Origin of the sequence: Psychroflexus maritimus (genome assembly GCF_011089875.1) — a bacterium.
GTDB lineage: Bacteria > Bacteroidota > Bacteroidia > Flavobacteriales > Flavobacteriaceae > Psychroflexus > Psychroflexus maritimus.
In genome coordinates this window covers 178,980-203,227 of sequence record NZ_JAANAS010000039.1, presented here as the reverse complement: position 1 = coordinate 203,227, position 24,248 = coordinate 178,980, and the positions used below count along the sequence as shown (strand labels likewise).

At 33.9% G+C, this 24,248-nt stretch carries 22 protein-coding genes; 15 read left to right on the top strand and 7 right to left on the bottom strand.

What is annotated here, in order from left to right; all coding sequences use genetic code 11:
- The first annotated feature begins 302 nt into the window (after positions 1-302).
- On the top strand, positions 303-614 hold the full coding sequence (trxA, locus tag G7034_RS05420) for a thioredoxin (RefSeq protein ID WP_166399946.1): 312 nt from the start codon (positions 303-305) through the stop codon (positions 612-614).
- A gap of 113 nt (positions 615-727) precedes the next feature.
- On the top strand, positions 728-1,504 hold the full coding sequence (locus tag G7034_RS05415; RefSeq protein ID WP_166399945.1) for a tRNA pseudouridine synthase A: 777 nt from the start codon (positions 728-730) through the stop codon (positions 1,502-1,504).
- A gap of 105 nt (positions 1,505-1,609) precedes the next feature.
- Here the strand turns inward: G7034_RS05415 and G7034_RS05410 are convergent, their stop codons facing one another.
- From G7034_RS05410 to G7034_RS05390, 5 genes are all read right to left on the bottom strand, one after another.
- Complete coding sequence (locus tag G7034_RS05410; RefSeq protein WP_166399944.1) at positions 1,610-3,412, bottom strand: acyl-CoA dehydrogenase family protein; 1,803 nt, start codon at positions 3,410-3,412, stop codon at positions 1,610-1,612.
- Between the two features lie 129 nt (positions 3,413-3,541).
- Positions 3,542-3,901: a four helix bundle protein gene (locus tag G7034_RS05405; RefSeq protein WP_166399943.1), complete on the bottom strand. Its 360-nt coding sequence runs from the start codon at positions 3,899-3,901 to the stop codon at positions 3,542-3,544.
- A 99-nt stretch (positions 3,902-4,000) separates the two neighbouring features.
- Complete coding sequence (locus G7034_RS05400; protein WP_166399942.1) at positions 4,001-5,188, bottom strand: acetyl-CoA C-acyltransferase; 1,188 nt, start codon at positions 5,186-5,188, stop codon at positions 4,001-4,003.
- A 121-nt stretch (positions 5,189-5,309) separates the two neighbouring features.
- A complete protein-coding gene (locus G7034_RS05395; RefSeq protein WP_166399941.1) occupies positions 5,310-7,715 on the bottom strand; it encodes a 3-hydroxyacyl-CoA dehydrogenase/enoyl-CoA hydratase family protein in 2,406 nt (801 codons plus the stop codon).
- 21 nt (positions 7,716-7,736) lie between these two features.
- Positions 7,737-8,168, bottom strand: coding sequence for a MarR family winged helix-turn-helix transcriptional regulator (locus tag G7034_RS05390; protein ID WP_166399940.1), 432 nt, complete (start codon positions 8,166-8,168; stop codon positions 7,737-7,739).
- A 308-nt stretch (positions 8,169-8,476) separates the two neighbouring features.
- Between G7034_RS05390 and G7034_RS05385 the strand changes: the two genes are divergently transcribed.
- The 11 genes from G7034_RS05385 to G7034_RS05335 all read left to right on the top strand — a co-directional run bounded on the left by G7034_RS05385 (position 8,477) and on the right by G7034_RS05335 (position 19,008).
- Positions 8,477-8,995, top strand: a complete 519-nt coding sequence (locus G7034_RS05385) for a hypothetical protein (protein WP_166399939.1) — start codon at positions 8,477-8,479, stop codon at positions 8,993-8,995.
- A 50-nt stretch (positions 8,996-9,045) separates the two neighbouring features.
- On the top strand, positions 9,046-9,495 hold the full coding sequence (locus G7034_RS05380) for a DUF2147 domain-containing protein (protein WP_166399938.1): 450 nt from the start codon (positions 9,046-9,048) through the stop codon (positions 9,493-9,495).
- A 63-nt stretch (positions 9,496-9,558) separates the two neighbouring features.
- Positions 9,559-10,701, top strand: coding sequence for a DUF6268 family outer membrane beta-barrel protein (locus tag G7034_RS05375; protein ID WP_166399937.1), 1,143 nt, complete (start codon positions 9,559-9,561; stop codon positions 10,699-10,701).
- A 356-nt stretch (positions 10,702-11,057) separates the two neighbouring features.
- Positions 11,058-11,861, top strand: a complete 804-nt coding sequence (gene proC / locus G7034_RS05370; RefSeq protein ID WP_166399936.1) for a pyrroline-5-carboxylate reductase — start codon at positions 11,058-11,060, stop codon at positions 11,859-11,861.
- A gap of 7 nt (positions 11,862-11,868) precedes the next feature.
- On the top strand, positions 11,869-12,654 hold the full coding sequence (gene proB / locus G7034_RS05365) for a glutamate 5-kinase (RefSeq protein WP_166399935.1): 786 nt from the start codon (positions 11,869-11,871) through the stop codon (positions 12,652-12,654).
- Positions 12,655-12,667: 13 nt separating this feature from the next.
- Positions 12,668-13,867, top strand: a complete 1,200-nt coding sequence (locus G7034_RS05360; RefSeq protein WP_166399934.1) for a glutamate-5-semialdehyde dehydrogenase — start codon at positions 12,668-12,670, stop codon at positions 13,865-13,867.
- 174 nt (positions 13,868-14,041) lie between these two features.
- On the top strand, positions 14,042-14,362 hold the full coding sequence (locus tag G7034_RS05355) for an FtsB family cell division protein (RefSeq protein ID WP_166399933.1): 321 nt from the start codon (positions 14,042-14,044) through the stop codon (positions 14,360-14,362).
- Between the two features lie 3 nt (positions 14,363-14,365).
- On the top strand, positions 14,366-15,730 hold the full coding sequence (locus G7034_RS05350) for a methylmalonyl-CoA mutase subunit beta (protein ID WP_166399932.1): 1,365 nt from the start codon (positions 14,366-14,368) through the stop codon (positions 15,728-15,730).
- Positions 15,731-15,741: 11 nt separating this feature from the next.
- Positions 15,742-17,865 carry a methylmalonyl-CoA mutase gene (scpA, locus tag G7034_RS05345; protein ID WP_166399931.1) on the top strand — a complete coding sequence of 708 codons (2,124 nt, stop codon included), beginning with the start codon at positions 15,742-15,744 and terminating at the stop codon, positions 17,863-17,865.
- Positions 17,866-17,996: 131 nt separating this feature from the next.
- Entirely contained in the window at positions 17,997-18,203 is a 207-nt protein-coding gene (locus G7034_RS05340; protein WP_166399930.1) for a membrane or secreted protein, read from the top strand.
- A 265-nt stretch (positions 18,204-18,468) separates the two neighbouring features.
- Positions 18,469-19,008 carry an RNA polymerase sigma factor gene (locus G7034_RS05335; RefSeq protein WP_166399929.1) on the top strand — a complete coding sequence of 180 codons (540 nt, stop codon included), beginning with the start codon at positions 18,469-18,471 and terminating at the stop codon, positions 19,006-19,008.
- Here G7034_RS05335 and G7034_RS05330 read toward each other — a convergent pair.
- On the bottom strand, positions 18,998-21,385 hold the full coding sequence (locus G7034_RS05330; RefSeq protein WP_166399928.1) for a heavy metal translocating P-type ATPase: 2,388 nt from the start codon (positions 21,383-21,385) through the stop codon (positions 18,998-19,000). The two genes, G7034_RS05335 and G7034_RS05330, sit on opposite strands and share 11 nt — an antisense overlap.
- Before the next feature lie 148 nt (positions 21,386-21,533).
- Between G7034_RS05330 and prfB the strand changes: the two genes are divergently transcribed.
- Both prfB and arsC read left to right on the top strand, forming a co-directional pair.
- A protein-coding gene (gene prfB / locus G7034_RS05325) for a peptide chain release factor 2 (protein WP_166399927.1) occupies positions 21,534-22,644 on the top strand; the annotation gives its coding sequence in 2 pieces (ribosomal slippage) (positions 21,534-21,596 and positions 21,598-22,644; 1,110 coding nt in all).
- A 590-nt stretch (positions 22,645-23,234) separates the two neighbouring features.
- Positions 23,235-23,573, top strand: coding sequence for an arsenate reductase (glutaredoxin) (arsC, locus tag G7034_RS05320; protein WP_166399926.1), 339 nt, complete (start codon positions 23,235-23,237; stop codon positions 23,571-23,573).
- 179 nt (positions 23,574-23,752) lie between these two features.
- Here the strand turns inward: arsC and G7034_RS05315 are convergent, their stop codons facing one another.
- Positions 23,753-24,160, bottom strand: a complete 408-nt coding sequence (locus G7034_RS05315) for a glyoxalase (RefSeq protein WP_166399925.1) — start codon at positions 24,158-24,160, stop codon at positions 23,753-23,755.
- Positions 24,161-24,248: the final 88 nt, after the last annotated feature.

Below are 24,248 nucleotides of genomic sequence, written 5' to 3'. Positions count from 1 at the left end.
GTCTTCGGTACAGTGAGATTCCGCACTTCCCTTCCTTTTGTCATTCCGCACGAGAGATAGCGAGATGCGGAATCTTATGAATTGGAATCCTGAACATGTTTTTTAGTAGGAAGTTTGCTTTGTCTTCGGTACAGTGAGATTCCGGATAAATTTCTTAGAAAATTTTTCTGGAACAACAAGTAAAGTGGGGAATGGAAAAAAATTAGAAGGCCAAAGCATAAAAAAGATTTTACATATTGATCTGTAACTCAAGTTACTTATAATTGCTCTAAACTTTGGTATTTTTGCCTAAAATTAGAGTTATGAAAACAAGTTTTAATGAATTGATCCAGTCAGAAATTCCAGTTTTAGTTGATTTTTTTGCAGATTGGTGTGGTCCATGTAAAATGTTAGCTCCCATTCTTCAGGAAGTTAAAACTGAATTAGGTGAACAAGTAAAGATTGTAAAAATTGATGTCGATAAAAATCAAGCGCTGGCAAGCCAATTTCAAGTAAGAGGAGTGCCAACTATGATGCTATTTCAAAAAGGTGAACAAAAATGGAGACAAAGTGGAGTCTTATCTAAAGATGATTTAGTTAGTATTATTCAACAAAAGGCTACAACATTAGCCTAAAGTTTTAGTTTTTAAGTTTTAATAAGTTTGTTTTGACCCACTCATTAATTTTTAAAATTAGTGAGTGGTTTTTTTATGGGAAATCTTATTTTTGAAAATTCAAATCAAAATTAATGCAACCTAAACGCTATACCTACCTTATAAAATTTCAATATTTAGGATTTCGATACCACGGGTGGCAACAGCAACCAGATGTAAAAACCTTAGAAGGTAGAGTAAGAAAAACCTTGAAGTTTGTTTTTGAAGGAAAAAAGTTTAACGTAATTTCTGCTGGAAGGACTGATGCCTTAGTCTCTGTTGAACAAACCTACATTCAGCTTTTTACTTATCATGAACTAGAGAAGGATTTTCTATCTTTACTTAATCAAAATTTACCGCCCGATTTAAGAGCTTTATCGCTAGAAGAAAGAGAAATCAAGTTCAATATAATTCAGCATCCAAAATGGAAAGAATACTTGTATTTTTTTGCTTTTCCTGAAAAAATTCATCCTTTTGCCGCGCCTTTTATGGCCAATATTTCAAAAGATTTAGATTTGGATCTAATGAGAGCTTGTGCAAAAAAGTTTGAAGGTGAAAAAGACTTCTATTCCTATACGTTTAGACCCACACTACATACCATTACTCTTGGGGAAATCAAAACTTGTGAAATCATTGAAAACACCTATTTTCAAGCTAGTTTTTTTCCTGAAAAATTACATGTTTTAAAAGTAGTAGGGAAGGGGTTTAAACGCAATCAAATTCGTTTAATGATGGGCATGCTAATTGATTTAGGCAGTAAGGAAAAATCAGTCGATTTCTTTGAAGATACCCTAGAAGGAAAGAACAAATTAAAGCTTGAACATATAGCTCCAGCTTCTGGACTAATCTTAAATAAAGTAGAGTTGGTATAATTAAAGTGGCGTAAGCATTATTGAAAAAAACAACCGTCTAAACAAAATTTAGACGGTTGCACCCTAATTGAATAAGTACCTATACTTTTAAATTTTGGCACAATCTTAAAATGGATAGGTGTTCTCGCTAACAACTTTTTCAGCAACGAGCTCTTGTAATGCAATTATATTAGGATAATTGTCATATTTTGTGAAGCGTTTTAAGCCGACTAACATCATTTTTTGTTCGTCGCCTTCTGCAAATGAAATAATAGCTTGTTTAGCACGCTGATTAACGCGTTCTACTGCATAATATAAATAAAGTTGCGCCATAGCTACTTGGTATTTAGCTTCTTCTTCGCTAGTTTTTTCAGCATTTTTTTGGGCTCTTAAAATAGCCGATTCAGCCATATAAATTTCCATTAAAATATCTGCAGAAGCCATCAGTAATTGTTGGTGTTCTTCAATTTCCTCACCATATTTCTGCATAGCGGCTCCAGCTACCATTAAGAAAGCTTTCTTCAATTTTTTTATCATTGCTCTTTCCTCAGAAAGTGGAGCTGAATAATCGGGGGTTTCAAAAGAAGGAATACCAGTTAACTCTTCCTTTACTTCATTAGCTGGACCTAATAAATCAACATGGCCTTTCATGGCTTTTTTAATCATCATCCCTACAGAGAGCATTCGATTAATTTCATTGGTGCCTTCATAAATTCTTGAAATTCTTGCATCTCTCCATGCGGCTTCCATGGGTGTATCTGCTGAAAAGCCCATTCCTCCAAAAATTTGAATTCCTTCATCTGTACATTTTTGGGCGTGTTCTGAAACAATCACTTTTAAAATAGAACATTCTATAGCATATTCTTCAACTCCTTTCAATTCTGCTTCTTGGTGGCTTGCTCCAGCCTCTTTTCTTGCGTTAATCCTGTCTTCAATGTCTTTTGCTGCCCGGTAAGAAGCCGACTCATCAACAAAGGCACGAGTAGCCATTTCAGCTAATTTTTCGCGAATAGCACCAAACTTTGCAATTGGAGTTTTAAATTGAACTCTGTCGTTAGCATACTTCACAGCTGTATCAATCACTCTTCGCTGAGCGTCTAAACAAGCAGCCGCCAATTTAATTCTACCCACGTTAAGGGCATTCATGGCAATCTTGAATCCGCCACCTCTTTCGCCTAACATATTTTCAACAGGAACTTTGGTTTCATTGAAAAATACCTGACGAGTAGAGGAGGAGTGAATTCCTAGTTTTTTCTCTTCATCACCCATTGAAATTCCATTCTCTAAATCTTTTTCAACAATAAAACCGGTGATGTATTTATCATCCTCAATTCTTGCAAAAACAATAAATAAATCGCAAAACCCAGCATTAGAAATCCACATTTTCTGTCCTGAAATATGGTAGTATTTTCCATCTTCAGACAAAACTGCTTTAGTTTTTCCAGAATTAGCATCCGATCCAGCTCCAGGTTCGGTTAAGCAATATGCGCCAAACCATTCGCCTGTGGCTAACCTAGGAATGTATTTTTTCTTTTGTTCTTCAGTTCCGTATAAGGTGATAGGCAAAGTTCCAATTCCTGTATGCGCACCAAAAGCAGTGGCTACGGATCCTGTTGCTCCAGAAATATAATCACATACCAACATGGTAGAGACAAAGTCCATTCCCATTCCATCGTATTGTTCAGGAACAGCTACGCCTAAAAAACCAAGTTCTCCTGCTTTACGCATAATTTCTTCGGTTAGGGCGTAATTTTTCTTCTCAAATTCTTCTTTTTTGGGCCATATTTCACGATCCACAAACTCTTTTACCGAGTCGCGCATCATTTTTTGCTCATCTGTAAAATCTTCTGGTGTGAAGATAGCTTGAGCATTAGCTTCTTTTACCAGAAACTGACCACCTCTAATTACTTCTTTTTCTTGTGTTTCCATTTTTTTGATTTTAAGTCCCCCTTTCGTCCCCCCAAAGGGAGAGACATTTATGTTACGACTAATTGGGAGGAATTAGCATTTTTATATTTTTCTTTTAAGAATTTAGATATAAGAAATGAGAAGTAAGACTTACAAAGTCTCAATAAAACTCATTGTCATTCGCTGAAATTCGTTGTTTTTGTCATCTTGTTCTTTATAAATTTTATCTGATATATACTTTGCGTGATGTGCTGCAATTAGTTGGGTTCCATGTTCAAATGAAGAACCAAGTGAAATTTCTAAAAAATGACTAAAAGCCTTATCAGTTCTAGCTGAACCTTCAGCTTTATTGCTCGGCATAGATACTGCACATCCAGTAAGTTGCGAAGTGAGTCTAAAATTTTCCTTTTTTGGAAAAGTTGAAGTGATGTCATATACATCTTTCATGATTTCAGTCCCAAGTTGCCAAATTTTTAAGTTTCTATGATTATGTCTTTTCCTTTTTACCATGATATTTTTTTTAGTTAAAAAAAAACTTTAATAAAAAATTTAAATTCTCACCTCTCATCTCTCACCTCTCATCTCTTAATACTTTGTACTTAATACTATTTAAAACACCTCATAAATTCCAGCAGCACCTTGTCCCGTTCCTACACACATAGTAACCATTCCGTATTTATTTTTAAGGCCTCGCTGATTCATTTCATCAAACAACTGGACGGTTAATTTACCTCCTGTACATCCTAGAGGATGTCCAAGTGAAATAGCTCCTCCGTTTACGTTTACAATCTCTTGATTTAAATCTAGTTCTCTAATTACAGCAAGTGACTGAGAAGCAAATGCTTCGTTCAATTCAATTAATTCGATGTCTTTTTGTTTTAATCCCGCTTGCTCTAATGCTTTTGGAATGGCTTTTACAGGACCAATTCCCATTATTTTTGGCTCAACACCAACAGTGGCATAGCTAACCAAACGAGCTATTGGCTCTAAGTTATGATCTTTCATAAATTGTTCACTTACTACCATCACAAAAGCAGCACCGTCACTGGTTTGCGAAGAATTCCCAGCGGTTACGCTTCCACCTTCAGCAAATACTGGTCGTAATTTGTTTAAGGCTTCAATACTTGTTCCTTTTCTTGGTCCTTCATCTTTGGTCACAGTATAACTTCTATCGGTTTTTTTGCCATTTTCATCCAAATAGACTTCATTCACATCAATAGGAACAATTTGGTTTTGAAATCTATTTTCCTCTTGTGCTTTCAAGGCTTTTTTATGAGAATTATAGGCAAATTCATCTTGATTTTCTCTGTTTACCTTGTATTTGTTAGCAACGGCTTCAGCGGTAAGTCCCATTCCCCAGTAATAACTTTCGTTTCCTTCTTTACCTATTTGGTAATTAGGAACAGGTTTATAACCACCCATAGGAATGTAACTCATGCTTTCTGCACCTCCAGCAATTATACAATCGGCCATACCTGTTGAAATTTTTGCACTGGCCATAGCAATAGTTTCAATTCCTGAAGCACAATATCGATTAACGGTTACGCCTGGTACTTCTTCGGTTTTTAATCCCATTAGCGAAATCAATCGACCTACATTTAAACCTTGCTCTGCTTCGGGCATGGCATTACCTACAATGACGTCGTCAATTTTTGTTTTATCAAAATCTGGCAATTGTTTCATCATGTACTGAATGGTTTCTGCGGCTAAGTCGTCTGGTCGTTTAAATCGGAAAACGCCTTTGTTAGCTTTTCCAACTGCGGTTCTGTATCCTTTTACTATATATGCTGTTTTCATAAGTTGCCCCCTATCCCCCAAAGGGGGAACTTCTATTAGGGGTGAATAGGGTTTTATGTTATTATATTCATTTACATTATATTTCTCCCCTTGGGGGAGATGCCTTTAGGCAGAGGGGCCATTAATTTCTCAACGGTTTCCCTTTCTTAATCATGTGCTGAATACGCTCTAGCGTTTTTCGTTCTCCACAAAGCGATAAAAAAGCTTCGCGTTCTAGGTCTAATAAATATTGTTCGCTTACCATAGTTGGGGCGGATAAATCGCCTCCCGACATTACATAAGCTAGCTTGTTAGCAATTTTCTTATCATGTTCACTAATGTATTTTCCAGCCATCATCTGGTCGGTTCCTACTAAAAATGCACCTAAAGCTTGTCTTCCTAAAACCTTTACATTGTTTGTTTTTACAGGTTTTGTGTAGCCTTGTTCAGCCATAAGTAAAGCGTGTTTTTTAGCAGTAGCAATTCTTCGGTTATCATTCACTACAACAATATCTTTTCCTTTTTGAAGAATATTTAAATCGTAGGCCTCATGAGCCGATTTAGCTACTTTTGCCATTCCAATGGTAAGGAAATGCTCACGTAATCGGTTTAATTCAACGTCATCTTTTTGGAAAGTTTGTGCAGCTCTCAAAGTCATTTCCTTTGAGCCGCCACCGCCAGGAATAACACCTACACCAAATTCAACTAAACCAATATAGGTTTCTGCAGCAGCTACTACTTTATCGGCGTGTAAACTCAACTCACAACCACCACCTAAAGCCATTTTATGCGGTGCAGCAATAGTGGGAATGGAAGAGTAACGCATACGCATCATCGTGTCTTGGAAGTATTTAATAGCGCCGTTTAATTCTTCGTATTCTTGTTCAACCGCAAACATAAAAATCATTCCAATATTAGCGCCAACTGAAAAATTTTGTCCGTTGTTAGCAACTACCAACCCTTGGTATTCTTTTTCAGCTAAGTCGATGGCGTGATTTAAACCATTAAGCACATCACCATCAATAGAATTCATTTTACTTCTGAATTCAACATTTAAGATACCGTCGCCCAAATCTTGAACAGATACACCTTTATTTTCAAATACTTTTCTGCTTTCGCGGATGTTGTCTAAGATGATGAATGCATCCTGACCTGGCACTTTGGTTTGCTCTTTTGAAGGAATATCATAAAAGTAAGTATTCCCATTTTTTATGGTGTAGAATGTATTTTGCTTAGAAGCCGATAAATCTTGTATCCATTGAGCTATTTCGTAACCTTCTTCCTTCATCAATTCGATACCTTTTTCTAAACCAACGGCATCCCAAATTTGAAAAGGGCCATGTTGCCAGCCAAATCCAGCCTTCATGGCATCATCAATTTTGTATAATTCGTCAGAAATTTCAGGAATTCTATGTTGTACATAAGCAAAAAGAGCGGCAAAATTTCTTCTGAAGAATTTACCAGCTTTACTACTGTCTTCTATTAAAACAGGGAATCGATCGGCTACATTATCAATCGATTTTGTTTTATTCATGACTTCAAAACGCGGACTTTCTTTGTCACGGTATTCCATTGAATTTAAGTCAAGCGATTTAATTTTACTAGCCCCATCTTTATTTTTCACTTTTTTATAAAATCCTTGACCAGTTTTGCTTCCTAGCCACTCATTTTTCATCATGGTTTCAATAAAATCAGGAAGTCTGAAAAGTTCGTTTCGCTCATCATCAGGACAGTTTTCGTATAAACCATTGGCCACATGCACTAAGGTATCTAAGCCAACCACATCAACTGTTCTAAAAGTAGCAGATTTTGGTCTTCCAATTAGAGGCCCCGTGAGTTTATCAATTTCCTCAATGCTCATATCCATTTCTTTTACTTGATGAAAAAGCGACATAATAGAGAATATTCCAACTCGGTTTCCTATAAATGCGGGAGTATCTTTAGCAACTACGGAGGTCTTTCCTAAGAATTTTTCGCCGTATTCATTCAGAAAATCGATTACATCTTTAGAAGTATCAGGCCCTGGAATTACTTCAAAAAGCTTTAAGTAACGAGGTGGATTAAAAAAATGAGTTCCACAGAAATGCTTCTTGAAATCATCACTTCTACCTTTATTCATAAATTTAATAGGAATACCAGAGGTATTGGATGTGATAAGGGTTCCTGGTTTTCTGTGTTTTTCTAGATTGTCAAAAACTTGTTTTTTAATATCAAGTCGTTCAACAACTACCTCTAAAATCCAATCGGCGTCTTTTACTTTAGCAATATCGTCTTCTATATTTCCTGTGGTAATACGTTGTGCAAAATCTTTGTGATAAATAGGAGAGGGTTTCGATTTTAGAGAAGCCTGTAAAGCCTCATTTACAATTCTGTTCCTTACATTTTTATCTTCTAGCTTTAACCCTAGCTTTTTTTCTTTTTGGGTAAGTTCTTTAGGAACTATATCAAGTAACAAGACTTCAGCTCCAATATTGGCAAAATGACAAGCAATACCGCTTCCCATTATACCAGACCCGATGACTGCAACTTTATTTATTCTTCGTTTCATATAATAGTAATTAAAGTATGATTAATAAATTTTTCTATTTGAAATTAAATCAATGATGGTATTAGCTACTTCAATAAAAGTTTTTAAATCTACATCACTTATATTTTCTTTTACTTTTTCATCAAACTTGAGAACAACCCCTTTAGAATATTCTCTCATTTCTTTTCCAAAATCTGTTAGCTGAATAAGTACGCTTCTTCCATCTTCAGGATTTCTCTGTCTAGAAATAAGCCCCTTGTTTTCCATGGTTTTTAAAGTACGCGAAAGACTTGTTGCTTCCATCCCCATTTTTGGCCCTAAAGATGTTGAGGGAGTTCCATCTTCAGGATCTATGTTTAGTAAAACAAAACCAGTAGCCATTGTGCTTCCTTGTTTACCAGCCTCTTCGTTGTACATTTTTGCTACTGCCATCCAAGTGGCACGTAAAACATAATCAATTGTTTTTTCTCTCATTTAGCTTAATATGACAAGCCAAATGTAAGAAAAATTTACTATGCACGCATAATAAAAAGTTAAAACTTATGTGAAAAATAGATTAAGAGAAAATAATAATTTTTATTTGTTTAAATGAAACAAAATTTAGATGAAAAATTTGCTCAAATATAATGATATTTTTGTTATCGCATTGTTGGTAATTAAATTAAAACAGGTTTTTGCTTAAAAGATTAATCTAATTGAAAGTTTTGAAAGTGAAGTAAAAAAATAATTGCGTAAATAATTAAAGAATTTTATATAGATTTGTTGAATAAAAACACAAAAAAATGAAAACAAACTACTTTTACTTAGTCTTATTTTTTATCGCTCTTTTATTTGGTTCATGTTCTGTAGAAACGGAGTCTCATCTAATTGAAACTCCTGTTTTAAAGTTGAAAGCTATTGGTCCTATGTTTGAAGGGTCTAACACTGCAACTGTTTCTTGGGAACTTGATATTAATTCACTTTTAGGAGAAGAATTTTCAAGCGAAGACTTTGAAGATGCGAGAATCCATGAATTAAAAATTTCAACTCCAGAGGACGAAGATTTTCCGAAGATAAATAAAATGGTAATGGAAATGAAGTCTAAATATACAAGTATGAATCGCATTGGGCTTTTAGAAGAAAATATTCAGCATAATCGGTCTTATTCACTAAAAATAGCAGATAAACAGGAAGAAGTGTTAAAAGCTTTAAAGGATGAAAAAATCACTTTTGTTGGTGATTTCGATTTGTTAGAAGAAGAATTTTATGAAGACATCAACTTTAATTTACAGGTGGTTATAGAGCTTATGGTGAAAAAATAAATGGAATGAGTATTGATAAATAGTAATTGAAAACTTTAAATTAAAACAAAATGAAAAAAACAATTTTATTAGCTGGTGTATTTTTAATGAGTCTAACAGGGTTTGCACAAGATGCAGATGCCTTAGTTGGTGTTTGGGAACCAGGACACGGTAAAGCTAAAGTAAAAATTGATCAAATTGATGATAAATTTTACGGTAAAATAGTATGGCTGAAAGAACCCAATGATCCCGCCACAGACAAACCTAAGTTAGATAAAAATAACCCAGATGAGAGTATGCGAGATGTTCCTTTGAGAGGCTATAGAATTTTGAAAGATTTTCAATATAAAGGTGATGGCGTTTGGGAAGATGGAACTATTTACGATCCAGAAAAAGGCGAAACTTACGATTGTGTAATTACAATGAAAGATGATAATACCTTAGATATTAGAGGTTATATTGGCGTTAAAACTTTTGGTCGTTCAGATACTTGGAGAAGGCTTAAAATGAAAAAGAAATAACATTCACTATTTTAAAGCTGTTGATTGAAGATTCAATCAACAGCTTTTTTTAACTTTAGCACTATGAAACACACTTACTTAAAATTAATTTTCAGTTTTCTGCTCCTTGGTAGCCTCGTTACTTTTGCTCAAGAGGACGAAGAAGATTGGGATATGTATGACGATTTTGAATTAGAAGATGATACCCCAATTAAAAGATATGCAGCACCAACACTCTCAGGAATGAGTCCGCAACGTTTTATTAGTGTAAGTTTTGATGCGCAAATGCCTTATGATTACGAATTCTCAGAAGTTCGTTTTCCTGAATCTTCAGTTGAAGGCTTTGATGTAGATGAAACTAATCCAAATGTAAACGAATCGGGAAGAGCTGACTTTACGGGCGGACTTCGCATTAATACCAAAATTCCTATTATTTCAAAAAGTAGCTTTGTTTGGCAATCAGGAATAAATTTTATGGATACGCGTTATTCCATTAGTCCAGATGCTGAATTTGGTGAAAGTAGATTTACCTTGCCTAATGGTAATGAAGCAAGAGGTTTAGGACAAATTTTAAATGAAGATGGTCTGCGTAATATCAATTGGACCAACACCTTGTTTTTTCCTATGAATGAAACTGAGTTTATTGTTTTTCAGGGGCAAATGGACATGAGTGGAAACTTTGCATTAGATAGCTTCCAGCCCTTAAACACCATTCGATATAGTGCTGCCGCTGTTTACGGAAGAAGAGTGAATGACTACTTTAGATGGGGGATTGGTGTATCAAGGACTTATCGCGTTGGAAATCTAAATTATGTGCCTGTAATTATGTATGACTGGACTTCTAAAAATAAAAAATGGGGTACAGAAATTTTATTTCCTGCACGAGCCTACCTTAGGTATAACTTCAATAAAAACTCGTTACTTTTAGCTGGATTTGATTTAGAAGGTCAGAGTTATCATATCGATGAATATTCCATCAATGGAAATTCTTACGAAATTAGACGTGGAGAGGTAAGACCAAAAATAGAATTTCAAACAAAGTTAACAGGTTATATTTGGGCGAGTATTCAAGCAGGCTATCGTTGGGATTGGTCCTATGACGCCGATGAATTAGATGGGAGTCGCGATTTTTTTAGAGGCTTTTTTGGCAATCAAGACTTTGGTATGATTAATACACTTGAAAATCCATTATATTTTAATGTAGGATTAAATTTTGTTAGTCCTTAACAAAATAATGAATATACTACCACAAAACTCATCATTTGAAAAATTCGGATGTTGAGTTTTTTTATTCTTAATTCAAAAATATCAACTTTAAGATTGACTCACTTTTTAGAAAAATCATCTCTAAAGTTTTAAAATTCTTTTATTTCTTCTACTCTTTTTACATTTTGTCACTGACAAAATTGCATAACTTTTTTTTAAAATTTCAAATTTTACTCCAATAACCTTTAAGTAGCCTATTTAAAGCTTAAAATTCACTTTTTATGTTATTTTATTGAAATTAATTAAGAAAAACTTGTTTTTCGCATTAATCTTGCATACTTTGAGGCAAATAATAATTTTAAAATAAATTATATAGAATGAAAATACTTGTTATTGGAGCTGGAAATATGGGCTTAACCTATTCCGAAGGAATGGCTATGTCGCCTTTATTAGGTAGAAAAAAATTAATGATTCATGATTTATCTGCCGATTTAATTTCTTTGCTCAACAAAAGAGAAGAATTTGATGTGTATGGTCAATTAGAAGATTGCCTACCTGAAGCAGATATTGTTTTTATTGGAGTAAAACCCTATCATTCAGAAGATTTATTTAAAAGCATGTTACCTCACATTCATCAGGATCAAATCTTTGTTTCATTAATGGCTGGAATTACCATTAAGCAAATTCAAGATGGTTTAGGCGTAAAAAAGGTAGTAAGAACAATGCCAAACTTACCTGCAAAAGTTGGTAAGGGAGTTACTTCTTACACAGAATCTAAAGAAGTTTCTCGTGTTGAATTACTCACAATTCGCGGACTTTTAGATACTACAGGTGAGTCTATTCGTGTTAAAAATGAAGAGTTTATTAATAAATCAACTGGAATTTCAGGAAGTGGCCCAGCCTATGTCTTTTACTTTATGCAATCAATGCTTGAAGCAGCAAGAAAAATGGGCTTTTCTGAAAATGATTCTAAAGTTCTAGTAAGCACTACTTTTGAAGGTGCTGTAGAATTGTTTAATCAATCCGATTTAACCCCTAAAACTTGGATGAACAAAGTTGCTTCTAAAGGTGGCACCACTCAAGCAGCCTTAGATTCTATGGACGACAACAATGTAGAAGAATTAATTAAAGAAGCAGCTTATGCTGCATTTAATAGGGCGGTAGAACTAGGAAACGAATAATAAAAACATGACAGTTAAAGGAAATTTTAAACAACGTGTAGTAGTAAAGGTTGGAACCAATGTAATGACCAACAGAAATAATAGAATTGTTGGACCAATTTTAAAAAACCTGGTAAGACAAATCGCTTACTTATATGAGCGCGATATAATTACAATTTTAGTGTCTTCAGGTTCTGCCATTGCTGGTAAAGAGGTTTTGGGAGAATGTCTAGCTGAAGATAAAACAACGAGAAGACAGATATATTCTTCTGTGGGTCAGCCAAGAATGATGCGCCATTATTACACTATGTTCCATGATTTTGGAATGCGATGTGGTCAAGTTTTGGCAACAAAACGTGATTTTGCACCAGGTAAATACCGTGAAAACATGATTAATTGCTATGAAGGCCTGCTAAACGAAGGAATTATTCCCGTTGCTAATGAGGATGATGCCGTGTCTTTATCTATGTCTATGTTCTCTGATAATGATGAGTTGGCAAGTCTCGTAGCTGAATTAGTTGGTGCCGATAAATTAATCATGCTTACCGATATTGATGGACTTTATACCGGACATCCTGACGACGATAAGTCAAAACTTTTGCATGAAGTAAAAGTACATGATCAAGTTGAAAAATATGTTCAGGAGAATGAAAAAGCAGAAGGTGAAGGAAGAGGCGGAATGGAATCTAAATTAAAGATAGCCAAACTTACCGCTTCAAAACATATTCCTACCTATATTGCTAATGGAAAAGACGAAAATATCATCATCGATATTTTAGAGGGAAAGAGAAAAGGAACTGAATTTAAACTATAAAAATCAATAATTAATGCAATTATTAAGTACTGATAAAAAAAATGCCGTTTTAGAATCAATGATTAACCTTATTGAAGAAAGACGAAAAGAAATTATAGCTGCAAATAAAAAAGACTTAGATACTTTTGATCGTGATGATCAAGCACTTTACGATCGCTTAGTTGTTAACGACACTAAAGTAGATGATATGAAGCGTGCTGTTCAAGAAGTAAAAAATCAAGAAGACCCCGTAGGTAACGAAATTTCAAATATAACGTTAGATTCGGGTTTAAAAATCATCAATAAAACAGATCCTTTTGGAACTATATTAATTATTTATGAATCTAGACCTGATGTTACTATTGAAGCCGCAGTTTTGGCCTTTAAAGCTAATAACAAAATTCTTTTAAAGGGAGGTAAAGAAGCTTTCCATTCTAATGAAGAACTTGTGAAATGTTGGCACATGGCTTTAGAACAAAATGGATTAGCTAAAGATTGGATTAAAATGTTGGTGATGAATAGACAAGAAACTCAATCCTTCTTAATGAAGCCAACTGAAAAACTAGATTTAATTGTGCCAAGAGGTGGCGAACGTTTAATCGATTTTGTGAAGCAATATGCTAAATGTGCCGTATTAATTAGTGGTCGAGGTAATAACTTTATGTATGTCTCTAAAAACGCCGATTGGACAAAAACAGTTAAGGTTTTAATCAATGCAAAAACCGATAAAATATCAGGCTGTAATGCGCTAGACAAGGTTTTAATCGATGATAATTTACCCGATTTTAATACAAAAGTAAAAGACTTGGCCAAAACTTTAGATTCGGCTGGAGTAGAAACTCTAGTGGATGGAAAAGTGGCTGAAGTATTAGCAAATCATCAAAAGTTAGAAAATGAAAGTACCTGGTATGAAGAATTTTTAGCCATGAAAATTTTAATTACCTCAGTTAATAGTCAAGAAGAAGCACATCAAATGATAAATACTTATTCAGGAAAGCATTCTTCAGTGATTTTAACTGAAAATGAAACAGAAGCCAAAAGATTTATGGAAGAAATTGACTCAGCTGCTGTTTACCACAATGCCTCTACAAGATTTACCGACGGAGGACAAATGGGAGTAGGTGCAGAGCTTGCTATTTCAACTGATAAATTACACCACAGAGGACCACTTGGGCTTAAACAGTTAGTAACCAACAAATACTATGTTTACGGTGATGCACATATTAGAGAGTAGTTATCTAATTTCAACTAATCTCAATTATTCTTAATGAATTTAAAAGTATAATTAAGGCAAAAACTATAAAAAGGAGCAAAAATTAAATTTTGCTCCTTTTTTTCTGTGTATTTAATATTCTGCATTGATTAAATTTCATTAAGACATAAAGAAAAAAATATGTATTTTTGAACTATGAATTTAAACAACCTAAAATCTAAAACTTGGTTAAAAATAATTAGCAATAAATACGTTTTTGTTGGATTGTTGTTTGGTATTTGGATGTTGTTTTTTGATGCCAATTCCTGGCTTAATCACAGGGAGTTAAATCAAGATAAAAAAGATTTACTCAAAAATAAAGAATATTACCTCAAAGAAATTGAAAATGATCATAGAATTTTAGAAAACCTAAATGATTCTATAGAAATTGAAAAGTTTGCTCGGCAACAATACTATATGAAAAGACCTGATGAAGAGATTTTTATTATTGAATATGCCGACAGCCTAGAAAGATAAACTATGAAAAATAAATTGTTTAAGGATTTTGAAGCGGTTTCTGCTAAAGCTTGGAAGCAAAAAATTCAAGTCGATTTAAAAGGAGCCGATTACAATGATAAGTTAATAACCAAGACCCCACACGGTATTGATATCAAACCTTTTTATCATAAAGATGAAATCAATGAAAAGTTTAGTTCTCCACAAAATAATACTTGGGAAATTGCTGAACAAATTCTTTTTGATCACGGAATTCAAAATGCTATAAATTTCACTAAAGACGTTGTGAATAGAGGAGCTGAATTAATTTGGGTTGTTATTTCAAATTCTAATTTAGATTACAAAACTTATTTTGATGCAGTTTCTGATTTAAACATTCACTTCTTTGTAGAGTATCAAAACCCTACTCATCAACTTTCAGCAATTATAATCGATTCAGCTAAGCATCATATAGCAAAATTTGAAATTGGAATTGACCCCCTTCATCATTTTGCTTCCACAGGAAATTGGTGGGAAAATTTAGAAAAAGATCAACAGCAATGGGCCAATTTATTGACTAATTCAACGGTAGTAGCAAACCTAGACGCCCGGCTTTTTCAACAAGCAGGAGCAACAATTCCTCAGCAGTTAGCCTACACTATGGCTCAATTAAATGAATATTTAAATTGGGCTAATCATTTAAAAATAACAAAACTAGAAGTAAAAGTAATCAATGCCGTTGGTTCTAATTACTTTTTTGAGATTGCTAAAATAAAAGCCCTTCCTTTTTTAATCGAAAGCCTTTTAGAAGCTTATGAAATAGAAGTTGATTATACTTTTTTCACTACCCCGTCTAAACGCAACAAAACTTTATACGACTACAACGTTAATATGTTGCGAACAACCACAGAATGCATGTCGGCTGTTTTAGGAGGAAGTCATGTAGTGGCTAATTTAGCTTACGATGAAATTTACCATAAATCAAACGACTTTGGTGAGCGAATTTCTAGAAATCAATTGTTAATGTTGAAAGAAGAAAGCTATTTTGATAAGGTAAAAAACCCTACCGATGGAGTGTATTACATCGATTCGTTGATAAGTCAATTCAATGAAAGTGCTTGGGAAATTTTTAAACAATTAGAGCAAGGTGGGGGGTATATTCAACAACTATTTGATGGGAAAATCCAACAGAAAATTAAGGCTTCCTCATCCGAAGAAATTAAAGCTGTAGAAACGGGTGAATTAATATTGGTGGGAACAAATAAATATAAAAATCCAGCTGATCGAATGAAAAGGGAATTAGAAATTTCACCTTTTATAGAAAAACAAAGTAGAAAAACACTTATTGAACCTATCATAGAACGTAGAATTGCTGAAGAAATTGAGCAGGAAAGAATGGGTAACGAATAATTGAAAAAGAAATGAAACGTAAAGATATACAATCACTTAAATTAAAATCACCTCAAGTAAATTCAGCTGTTTCTGGTAAAACTTTTCAAACTGCTGAAAAAATTGACTTGGAAGCTACTTATTCTGAAGCTCATTTAGAAAATTTAGAGCACCTTGATTTCGTGGCTGGAATTCCTCCGTATTTACGCGGACCTTATTCTACGATGTATGTTTCTAGGCCTTGGACAATTCGTCAGTATGCTGGTTTTTCAACCGCTGAAGAGAGTAATTCTTTTTACCGAAGAAATTTGGCAGCAGGACAAAAAGGACTTTCAGTGGCTTTTGATTTACCCACGCATAGAGGATATGACTCAGACCATGAAAGAGTAGTAGGAGATGTAGGAAAAGCTGGCGTGGCCATTGATTCTGTTGAAGATATGAAAGTGCTTTTTGATCAAATCCCTTTAGATCAAATGTCGGTTTCTATGACTATGAATGGAGCCGTACTACCTGTTTTAGCCTTTTACATTGTGGCTGCAGAAGAAAGTGGAGTTCAACAAGAACAACTTTCAGGAACCATTCAGAATGATATTTTGAAGGAGTTTATGGTAAGAAATACCTACATTTATCCTCCAACCCCTTCCATGAAAGTAATTTCAGATATTTTTGAATTTACTTCTAAAAATATGCCAAAATTTAATAGTATTAGTATTTCTGGTTACCACATGCAAGAAGCTGGAGCTACCGCAGATATTGAATTAGCTTACACGTTAGCTGATGGTTTAGAGTACATCAGAAAAGGAATTGAAGCTGGGATGGATATAGATTCGTTTGCGCCTAGGCTTTCTTTTTTCTGGGGAATAGGTATGAACCATTTTATGGAAATTGCTAAAATGAGAGCAGCGCGAATGCTTTGGGCTAAATTAGTCAAGCAGTTCAATCCTAAAAACCCGAAATCTCTTTCTTTAAGAACCCACTGCCAAACCAGCGGATACAGTCTAACCGAGCAAGACCCATTTAATAACGTTGCTAGAACTTGTATTGAAGCTTCGGCGGCAGCATTTGGCGGAACCCAATCTTTACACACCAACGCTTTAGATGAAGCCATTGCTTTACCTACTGATTTTTCTGCAAGAATTGCTAGAAATACCCAGTTGTATTTGCAAGATGAAACAGGAATTACCAAAACCGTTGATCCTTGGGCAGGTAGTTATTACGTAGAAAAATTGACTCATGAAATAGCACATAAAGCTTGGGAATTAATTCAGGAAGTTGAAGAGCTTGGTGGAATGACAAAAGCTATTGAAGAAGGCATTCCTAAATTGCGCATAGAACAAGCAGCAGCAGTTAAACAAGCTAGAATTGATAGTGGCGTAGAGACAATTGTTGGGGTAAATAAATACCGACTTCCCAAAGAAGACCCAATTGTTACTTTGGAAGTTGATAACCAAACGGTAAGAAAGCAACAAATTGAAAAGTTAGAAAAAATCAAAGCCACTAGAAATTGCGATTTGGTGAATCAAAAGTTGAAAGCTTTAACTGAAGCAGCACAGACAGGAAAAGGAAATTTACTTGCCCTTGCAGTAGAAGCTGCTAAAGAAAGAGCAACACTTGGAGAAATTAGTGATGCTTTAGAAGAAGTTTTTGGAAGACATAAAGCAAAAATACAATCCTTTAGTGGAGTTTATAGCAGTGAAATGAAAGAAGATGTATCCTTTAATAAAGCACGAGAATTGGCCGACAAATTTGCCGAATTAGAAGGAAGAAGACCACGAATTATGATTGCTAAAATGGGGCAGGATGGTCACGACAGAGGAGCAAAAGTTGTAGCTACAGGCTATGCCGATGTAGGATTTGATGTAGATGTTGGTCCTTTATTCCAAACTCCATCAGAAGCGGCTAAACAAGCGGTAGAAAATGATGTTCATATTTTAGGGGTGTCTTCTTTAGCTGCGGGCCATAAAACCTTAGTGCCTCAGGTAGTTGAAGAACTAAAAAAGTACAACCGTGAAGATATTATGGTCATTGTTGGTGGGGTTATACCTTCAGCAGATTACGAATTTCTTTTTGATGCTGGAGCGGTAGCTGTTTTTGGTCCAGGTACAAAAGTAAGCGAAGCTGCAATTCAGATTTTAGATATTTTAATTGATGAGTGATCAATTAGTTTACTCAAGCTTAAGTCTAAAATTATATTGTGTTTTTGGTATGGTTTAAAAACAAATATGTAAAAATTGCCAAATTCACTTAAAAATTGGTTTTAATTAAAGCTATTTAGTATCTTTGTATCATGGAATTATTTTTAATCACATTCGCAATTTTAGGACTATGTTTTGCAGGCATTGCTATCAAAATATGGGGTAAGAAAGATGGTAAATTTGCTGGAACTTGCGCAAGTCAAAGTCCATTCCTTAACAAATCTGGAGAATCTTGTAGTTTTTGTGGAAAACTACCCGATGAACAAGACTGCAAGAAAGATAATGTGAGTAAAGTATAGTATAATTTTCAAAATTCGACTTTTACTTGCTGTTGTAAACGTTAAAATGTTTTCCATTGATACTATTTAAATATTGCATAGTTATAAATTAAACTCCATCATCTTATAGGATACGCTTTGATAATCTACTATTTTTCACTAAACGAAAAAGTAAATAATTAAATAAATTTACGCTTCTTGTGTTATTTATAGTACGGTTTTTATAGCGTTTAAGTATCTTTAAATTAAATCTTTTTAGAAATTAAATTTACAAACATCTTTCCCCATGCTAGAAAGTGATTACATCAATATAGCAAAATCAGGCGATTATGCGGGATATAATTATCTGCTAAAAACTCATTGGGAATACGTTAAAAACTATTTGATTAATAAATATAAAGACTCATATTTAGCAGAAGAAATTTGTATTCAAACTTTTGCTAAAGCCTTTGATAAAATTAATACTTATAAAGAAACCTATGCATTTAGGACTTGGCTGATTCAGATTGCAAGGAATTTAGCAATTGACGAAAATAGAAAGAAAAAAATACGCACTGAGCCGATGTACGAAAGTACAAAAAAACAAATTTCTGACGAAGTTCCTTCTATTGAAGACGAAATGATTAAAAATCAATATGCTAATTTGTTAGTTCTAGAAATTAAAAAACTACCTGCTCAATACCAAGAAATTATAGAATTAAGATACTTTAAGGAAATGAGTTTTAAAGCTATCTCACAAGAGCTTGGTATTCCTGTTAATAATTTAAAAGTAAGATCTTTAAGAGCAAGAAAAAGCTTATTCAAACAATTAAACCCTATGTCATAGACTTAAGATTCCTTGTTACCCAATTGGTAGCAATGCTGGTAAACGCCACAATACTCACCGAACTCAATGGCATTAAAATAGCTGCTATTACAGGCATTAATTGCCCTGTAACTGCAAAATATAAACCTATCACATTATAAAAAAACGATAGTACAAAAGCAGTTTTAATGATTTTCATCCCTTTTCTGGAAAGTTTAACAAAATCATTTAGCAAAGGTAAATTTTTAGCATCCAGAATAGCATCGCAAGCCGGCGTAAACACATTGATGTTTTCAGCAATTGCAATTCCTACATCGCTTTGTTTTAAAGCTCCTGCGTCATTTAAACCATCGCCAATCATAGCCACGTGTTGTTGGTTTTTTTGAAGTTTGGCAATCTTCATTAACTTATCTTCTGGTTTTTGATTAAAAAACACTTGTGTTTCAAAAGGCAACTTTTCCTCTAAATATTGTCTTTCTCCACTATTATCTCCAGAAAGAACTAAAATTTGATTTTCTTTCTTCATTTGATGAATTAAATCCCAAACCCCTTCACGGTAAGCCGATTTAAAAACAAATTTACCCTTGTAATTGTTATCTTTAGAATAATAAACTGCGGTTTCTTGTGCTGTTTGCGTCAACGGATTTTCAACAAAATTGCTTGAACCTAATTTAATGTGTTGTTGATTAATTTTAGCTTCAATCCCTTTACCAATATGTTCGTTATAGTCATCTATGGTTTGTATGTCCTGCGATTGCAGAAATTCATATAATTTTCTACTAAGAGGGTGATTTGAGTTTCTAAGCGTACTTTTCACCAAACTTTCTTCCTCATTGCTTAAATCAACGCCTTCATAAGTAATTTTACTTCCTGCATTTGTAGTCAAAGTTCCTGTTTTATCAAAAACAAAAGTGTTTAGTTCGGCCATTTTTTCAAGGCTTGCTGCGTCTTTTACATAGAAACCGTTTTTTCCAAATATGCGAAGTAGATTGCCTAAAGTAAATGGGCTTGCTAAGGCAATAGCACATGGGCAAGCAATAATTAAAACTGCCGTAAACACATTCAAAGCAAGAGACGCATCATAAATCAACCAAAAAATAGTAGATAAAAAAGCAATTGTTAATACTACTAAAGTAAAGTGCTTACTTATTTTATTAATTAGTGTTTGGTATTCTAATTGATGATTTTTTTGAAAAGCATCTTTCGACCAAAGTTGAGTAAGATAACTCTGCTCAACAGACTTATCGGCAATAAGTTCAATAACACTCGATTTTTGTTTTCCTCCGGCGTAAATTTTATCACCTAAGTTTTTTTCAACGGCTTTAGCTTCACCGGTAACAAACGAATAATCTAAGCTAGCTTTTCCTTTAACCAACACCCCATCTACGGGAATTAGTTCGCCATTTCTTATAAGAATTCGATCGCCTTTGTTAATGTTATAAATCGGTAGATTTTCTTCACTACCATTCTCATTAATTTTAGTTACTGCAATTGGGAAATAAGATTTGTAATCCCTTTCAAATGAAAGGAATGAATAGGTTTTTTGTTGCACTAACTTTCCTAATAGTAAAAAAAACACTAAACCAGTTAGGCTATCAAAAAAACCAGTACCTAAATCAAATAGAATTTCAGCTGTACTTCGAATAAATAAAACACTAATACCCAATGCAATAGGAGTATCGATATTCAGCGTTTTTGATTTAATCCCTTTGTACGAAGAGATAAAGAAATCTTGCCCAGCGTAAAAAACAACTGGTAAGGAAAAGGCAAACATCAGCCACCTAAATAAGGGTTTGTATTGTTCTAGCCAATATTCACTAACTTCAAAATATTCTGGAAAGGAGAGAAACATGACATTTCCGAAAGCAAAACCTGCAATTCCAATTTTATAAATAAGACTTCGGTCTTTAATTTTTTCGCTTTTATCAAAATCTTCTAGACTAATGTAAGGTTGGTAACCAATAGAAGCTAAAAGGATAACCACTTCTTTTAAACTTACTTTTTGTTTCTTATAAGTTATACTTACAGTCTTTTCAGGAAAATTTACTTGTCCGCTAATAATTCCAGCATTCAGTTTTTGTAAATTTTCTAAAATCCAAATACAAGAAGAGCAATGAATATGAGGAATATAAAGTTGAACAATTTCGGTTTCACCATCGGTAAATTCAATCAGTTTTTCTTGAATTTGTTCATTCTCAAGAAAGTTAAATCGATCGTCTGTAAATTCGGGAGTTGCTCCAGGATTCTGTTCTAAGTCGTAGTAGCAACTTAAATCGTTTTCAGAAAAAATTTCATAAACAGTTTTACAACCCGAACAGCAAAAATCTTTTTCGTCTTTAACAATTTCCCCTGAAATACATTCATCTCCACAGTGGAAACAATTTACCTTAGTAGTCAACTTTTCTTATTTTGATACAAATTTCAGATTAAACCGTTTAATTTAAAATGATGTAAATCAGTTTTTACGCATTAATTTAAAGCGACTACAACAATTGAATTATGAAAATCTCATATTTTAACTTACATTTGCTTCAAAACTAAAAACAATGATCAACCATGACCATATAGCTGATTTCAAAAAACGTCTCACTGCTTTAAACCAATATCTTTGACTTAGCTAATAAGCGAGTTGAAATAGCAAACGAAGAGGAGAAAACTTTATCTCCCGATTTTTGGGATAACCCACAAAAAGCACAAGCCTTTATGCAAGAACTCAATGCGAAAAAGCAATGGGTAAAAGATTTTGAGCTTTGCGAAGAATTGGTAGAAGATTTAGAGGTGATTTTTGAGTTTCACAAAGAAGGAGAATCCACAGAAGATGATGTGATGAATCGCTTTGAAAAAGCCAAGGTGCATATTGAAGAATTAGAATTTAAAAATATGCTTTCTGAAGAAGGCGACCAACTTTCGGCTATTGTTCAAATTACCGCAGGAGCGGGAGGCACTGAAAGTTGCGATTGGGCACAAATGCTTATGCGTATGTATATTATGTGGGCAGAACGCAGAGGCTATAAAATTTCTGAACTTAACCATCAAGAAGGCGATGTAGCTGGAATTAAAACTGTTACTCTTCAATTGGATGGCGAATTTGCTTTTGGATGGCTGAAAGGCGAAAATGGTGTTCACCGCTTAGTGCGAATTTCTCCTTTTGATAGTAACGCTAAACGACATACCTCTTTTGCTTCAATATATGTATATCCATTAGCCGATGATAGTATTGAAATTGAAATCAACCCGGCTGATATAAATTGGGATTTTGCACGCTCAGGTGGTGCGGGAGGGCAGAATGTAAACAAAGTTGAAACCAAAGCTATTTTGACTCACCATCCCTCTGGAATTGTAATTCATAATTCTGAAACTCGTTCGCAATTAGAGAATAGACAAAAAGCTATGCAAATGTTGAAATCTCAATTATACCAAATTGAATTAGAAAAGCAACAAGCAGCTAGAAAAGAGATAGAATCAAATAAGAAAAGCATAGAATGGGGTTCGCAAATTAGAAATTATGTCATGCATCCTTATAAGTTGGTGAAAGATGTTAGAACAAGCCACGAAACAGGAAATGTAGATGATGTGATGAACGGAAATATCGACCCCTTTTTGAAAGCTTATTTGATGATGATGGGGCAGAATGAAGTAGGAGAGGAGAAGCTTTAGTTTTTTAGTTTAAGGTTTGAAGCTTAGAAGGTAGGAGTGTTGGTAAGTTCAACGCTTTTCAACTTTTATCTCAGAAACTTTTCGCCTTAGTGGCTTTGCGAGAATAAATCTGTTCTGGATTATCGAAAATCACCCGATTTGTCATTCCGTAAAAATTTTCATTTCAAAAATTTTATACGGAATCTCTATAGGTTAAAGCTATAAACACACTCTGTAACTAAATGCATGTTCTGAAATCCAAATCTAAAGATTCCACATCTCGTAACCTCGTGCAAAATAACAAATGAAAGTATGATTAGTAAGATTGAATATTATTTATAAATTTTGAATGAGTTTCACTGTGTTCTTTGTGCCTCTGTAGCTAACAGGTTTAAAGTGTTATTACTTTGCGTCTTAGTGGCTTTGCGAGAGTAAATCAATTTTAAATGAGTCTCTCTGTGAACGTTGTACCTCTGTGGTTAACAATTTTAAAGTATTATTAATTAACATCTTATCGACTTTGAGTCAAATGTATTTAAGGCTAGTTATTTTTAATTTTCCAAATTGAAAGTTACTTACTTTCATTAGATTTGTAAAACAAAAATCAAAAAATGAAAATATACCATAACCCACGTTGCAGAAAATCGAGAGAAGGATTACAAATCCTTGAAGAGTCAGGAAAAGATTTTCAAGTAATCAAGTACTTGGTTGAAGTTCCAAGCAAAGAAGAGTTGAAATCAATTTTAGAAAAACTTGACTATAAGCCAGCTGAATTAGTGAGAAAAACTGAAAAAGTTTGGAAGGAAAATTACAAAGGCAAAAATTTAAGTGATGATGAATTAATTGAAGCCATGCTAACCTACCCCAAATTAATTGAACGCCCAATTGTTGTCACCTCAGTAAAAGCAGTAGTAGGAAGACCCCCTGAAAAAATAAAGGAGTTATTTTAAAAGTTTAGCACTACAATTTTTAATTTTAAATGAATCTCTCTGTGAACTTTGTGTCTTCGTGGTTAACAGGTTTAAAGTATTATTTCTTTGCGCCTTAGCGGCTTTGCGAGAGTAAATCAATTTTAAATGAGTCTCTCTGTCAACTTTGTGCCTCTGTGGTTAACTGGGCTAAAGTTTTATTAATTCTGAATGTGAATTTCAAAGAATTGCATCTGACTTTTAATTCGTTCTATGCAAAGGTTATTAATTCGTTTGTTGAAAGCCTTGTAATTTGACGTATAGGTTTTGTATTCTTGTAATGTAAAATGACCAATAAAGACCCCTTGAAGCTGTCTTCTTATCTTGGAGTCTTTTTTTATTGACTCCTCAATATATGTGCTTTTCTTGTCAAGATTTAACTCATGATATACATTTTTTCTGTAATCAATATAAACGCTATAAATATGCAGAATAATATCGTTTTGAAACTTTGCAATAGGCCGCAGACATTCATTCTGAAAACGCTCTTCTTGAAGTGTGTCTTTATAAACTTTAGCATTTTTTAATTCTGGGCGTATTTTTTTTAGTAAATAATCTCGTTCTTCCATAAATCAAATGTATAAAAAGCCATTGAAATCAATATCAAATAAACGTTAATAACCAAACTCAGGTTAATAATTAAAAAAACCGACTAAT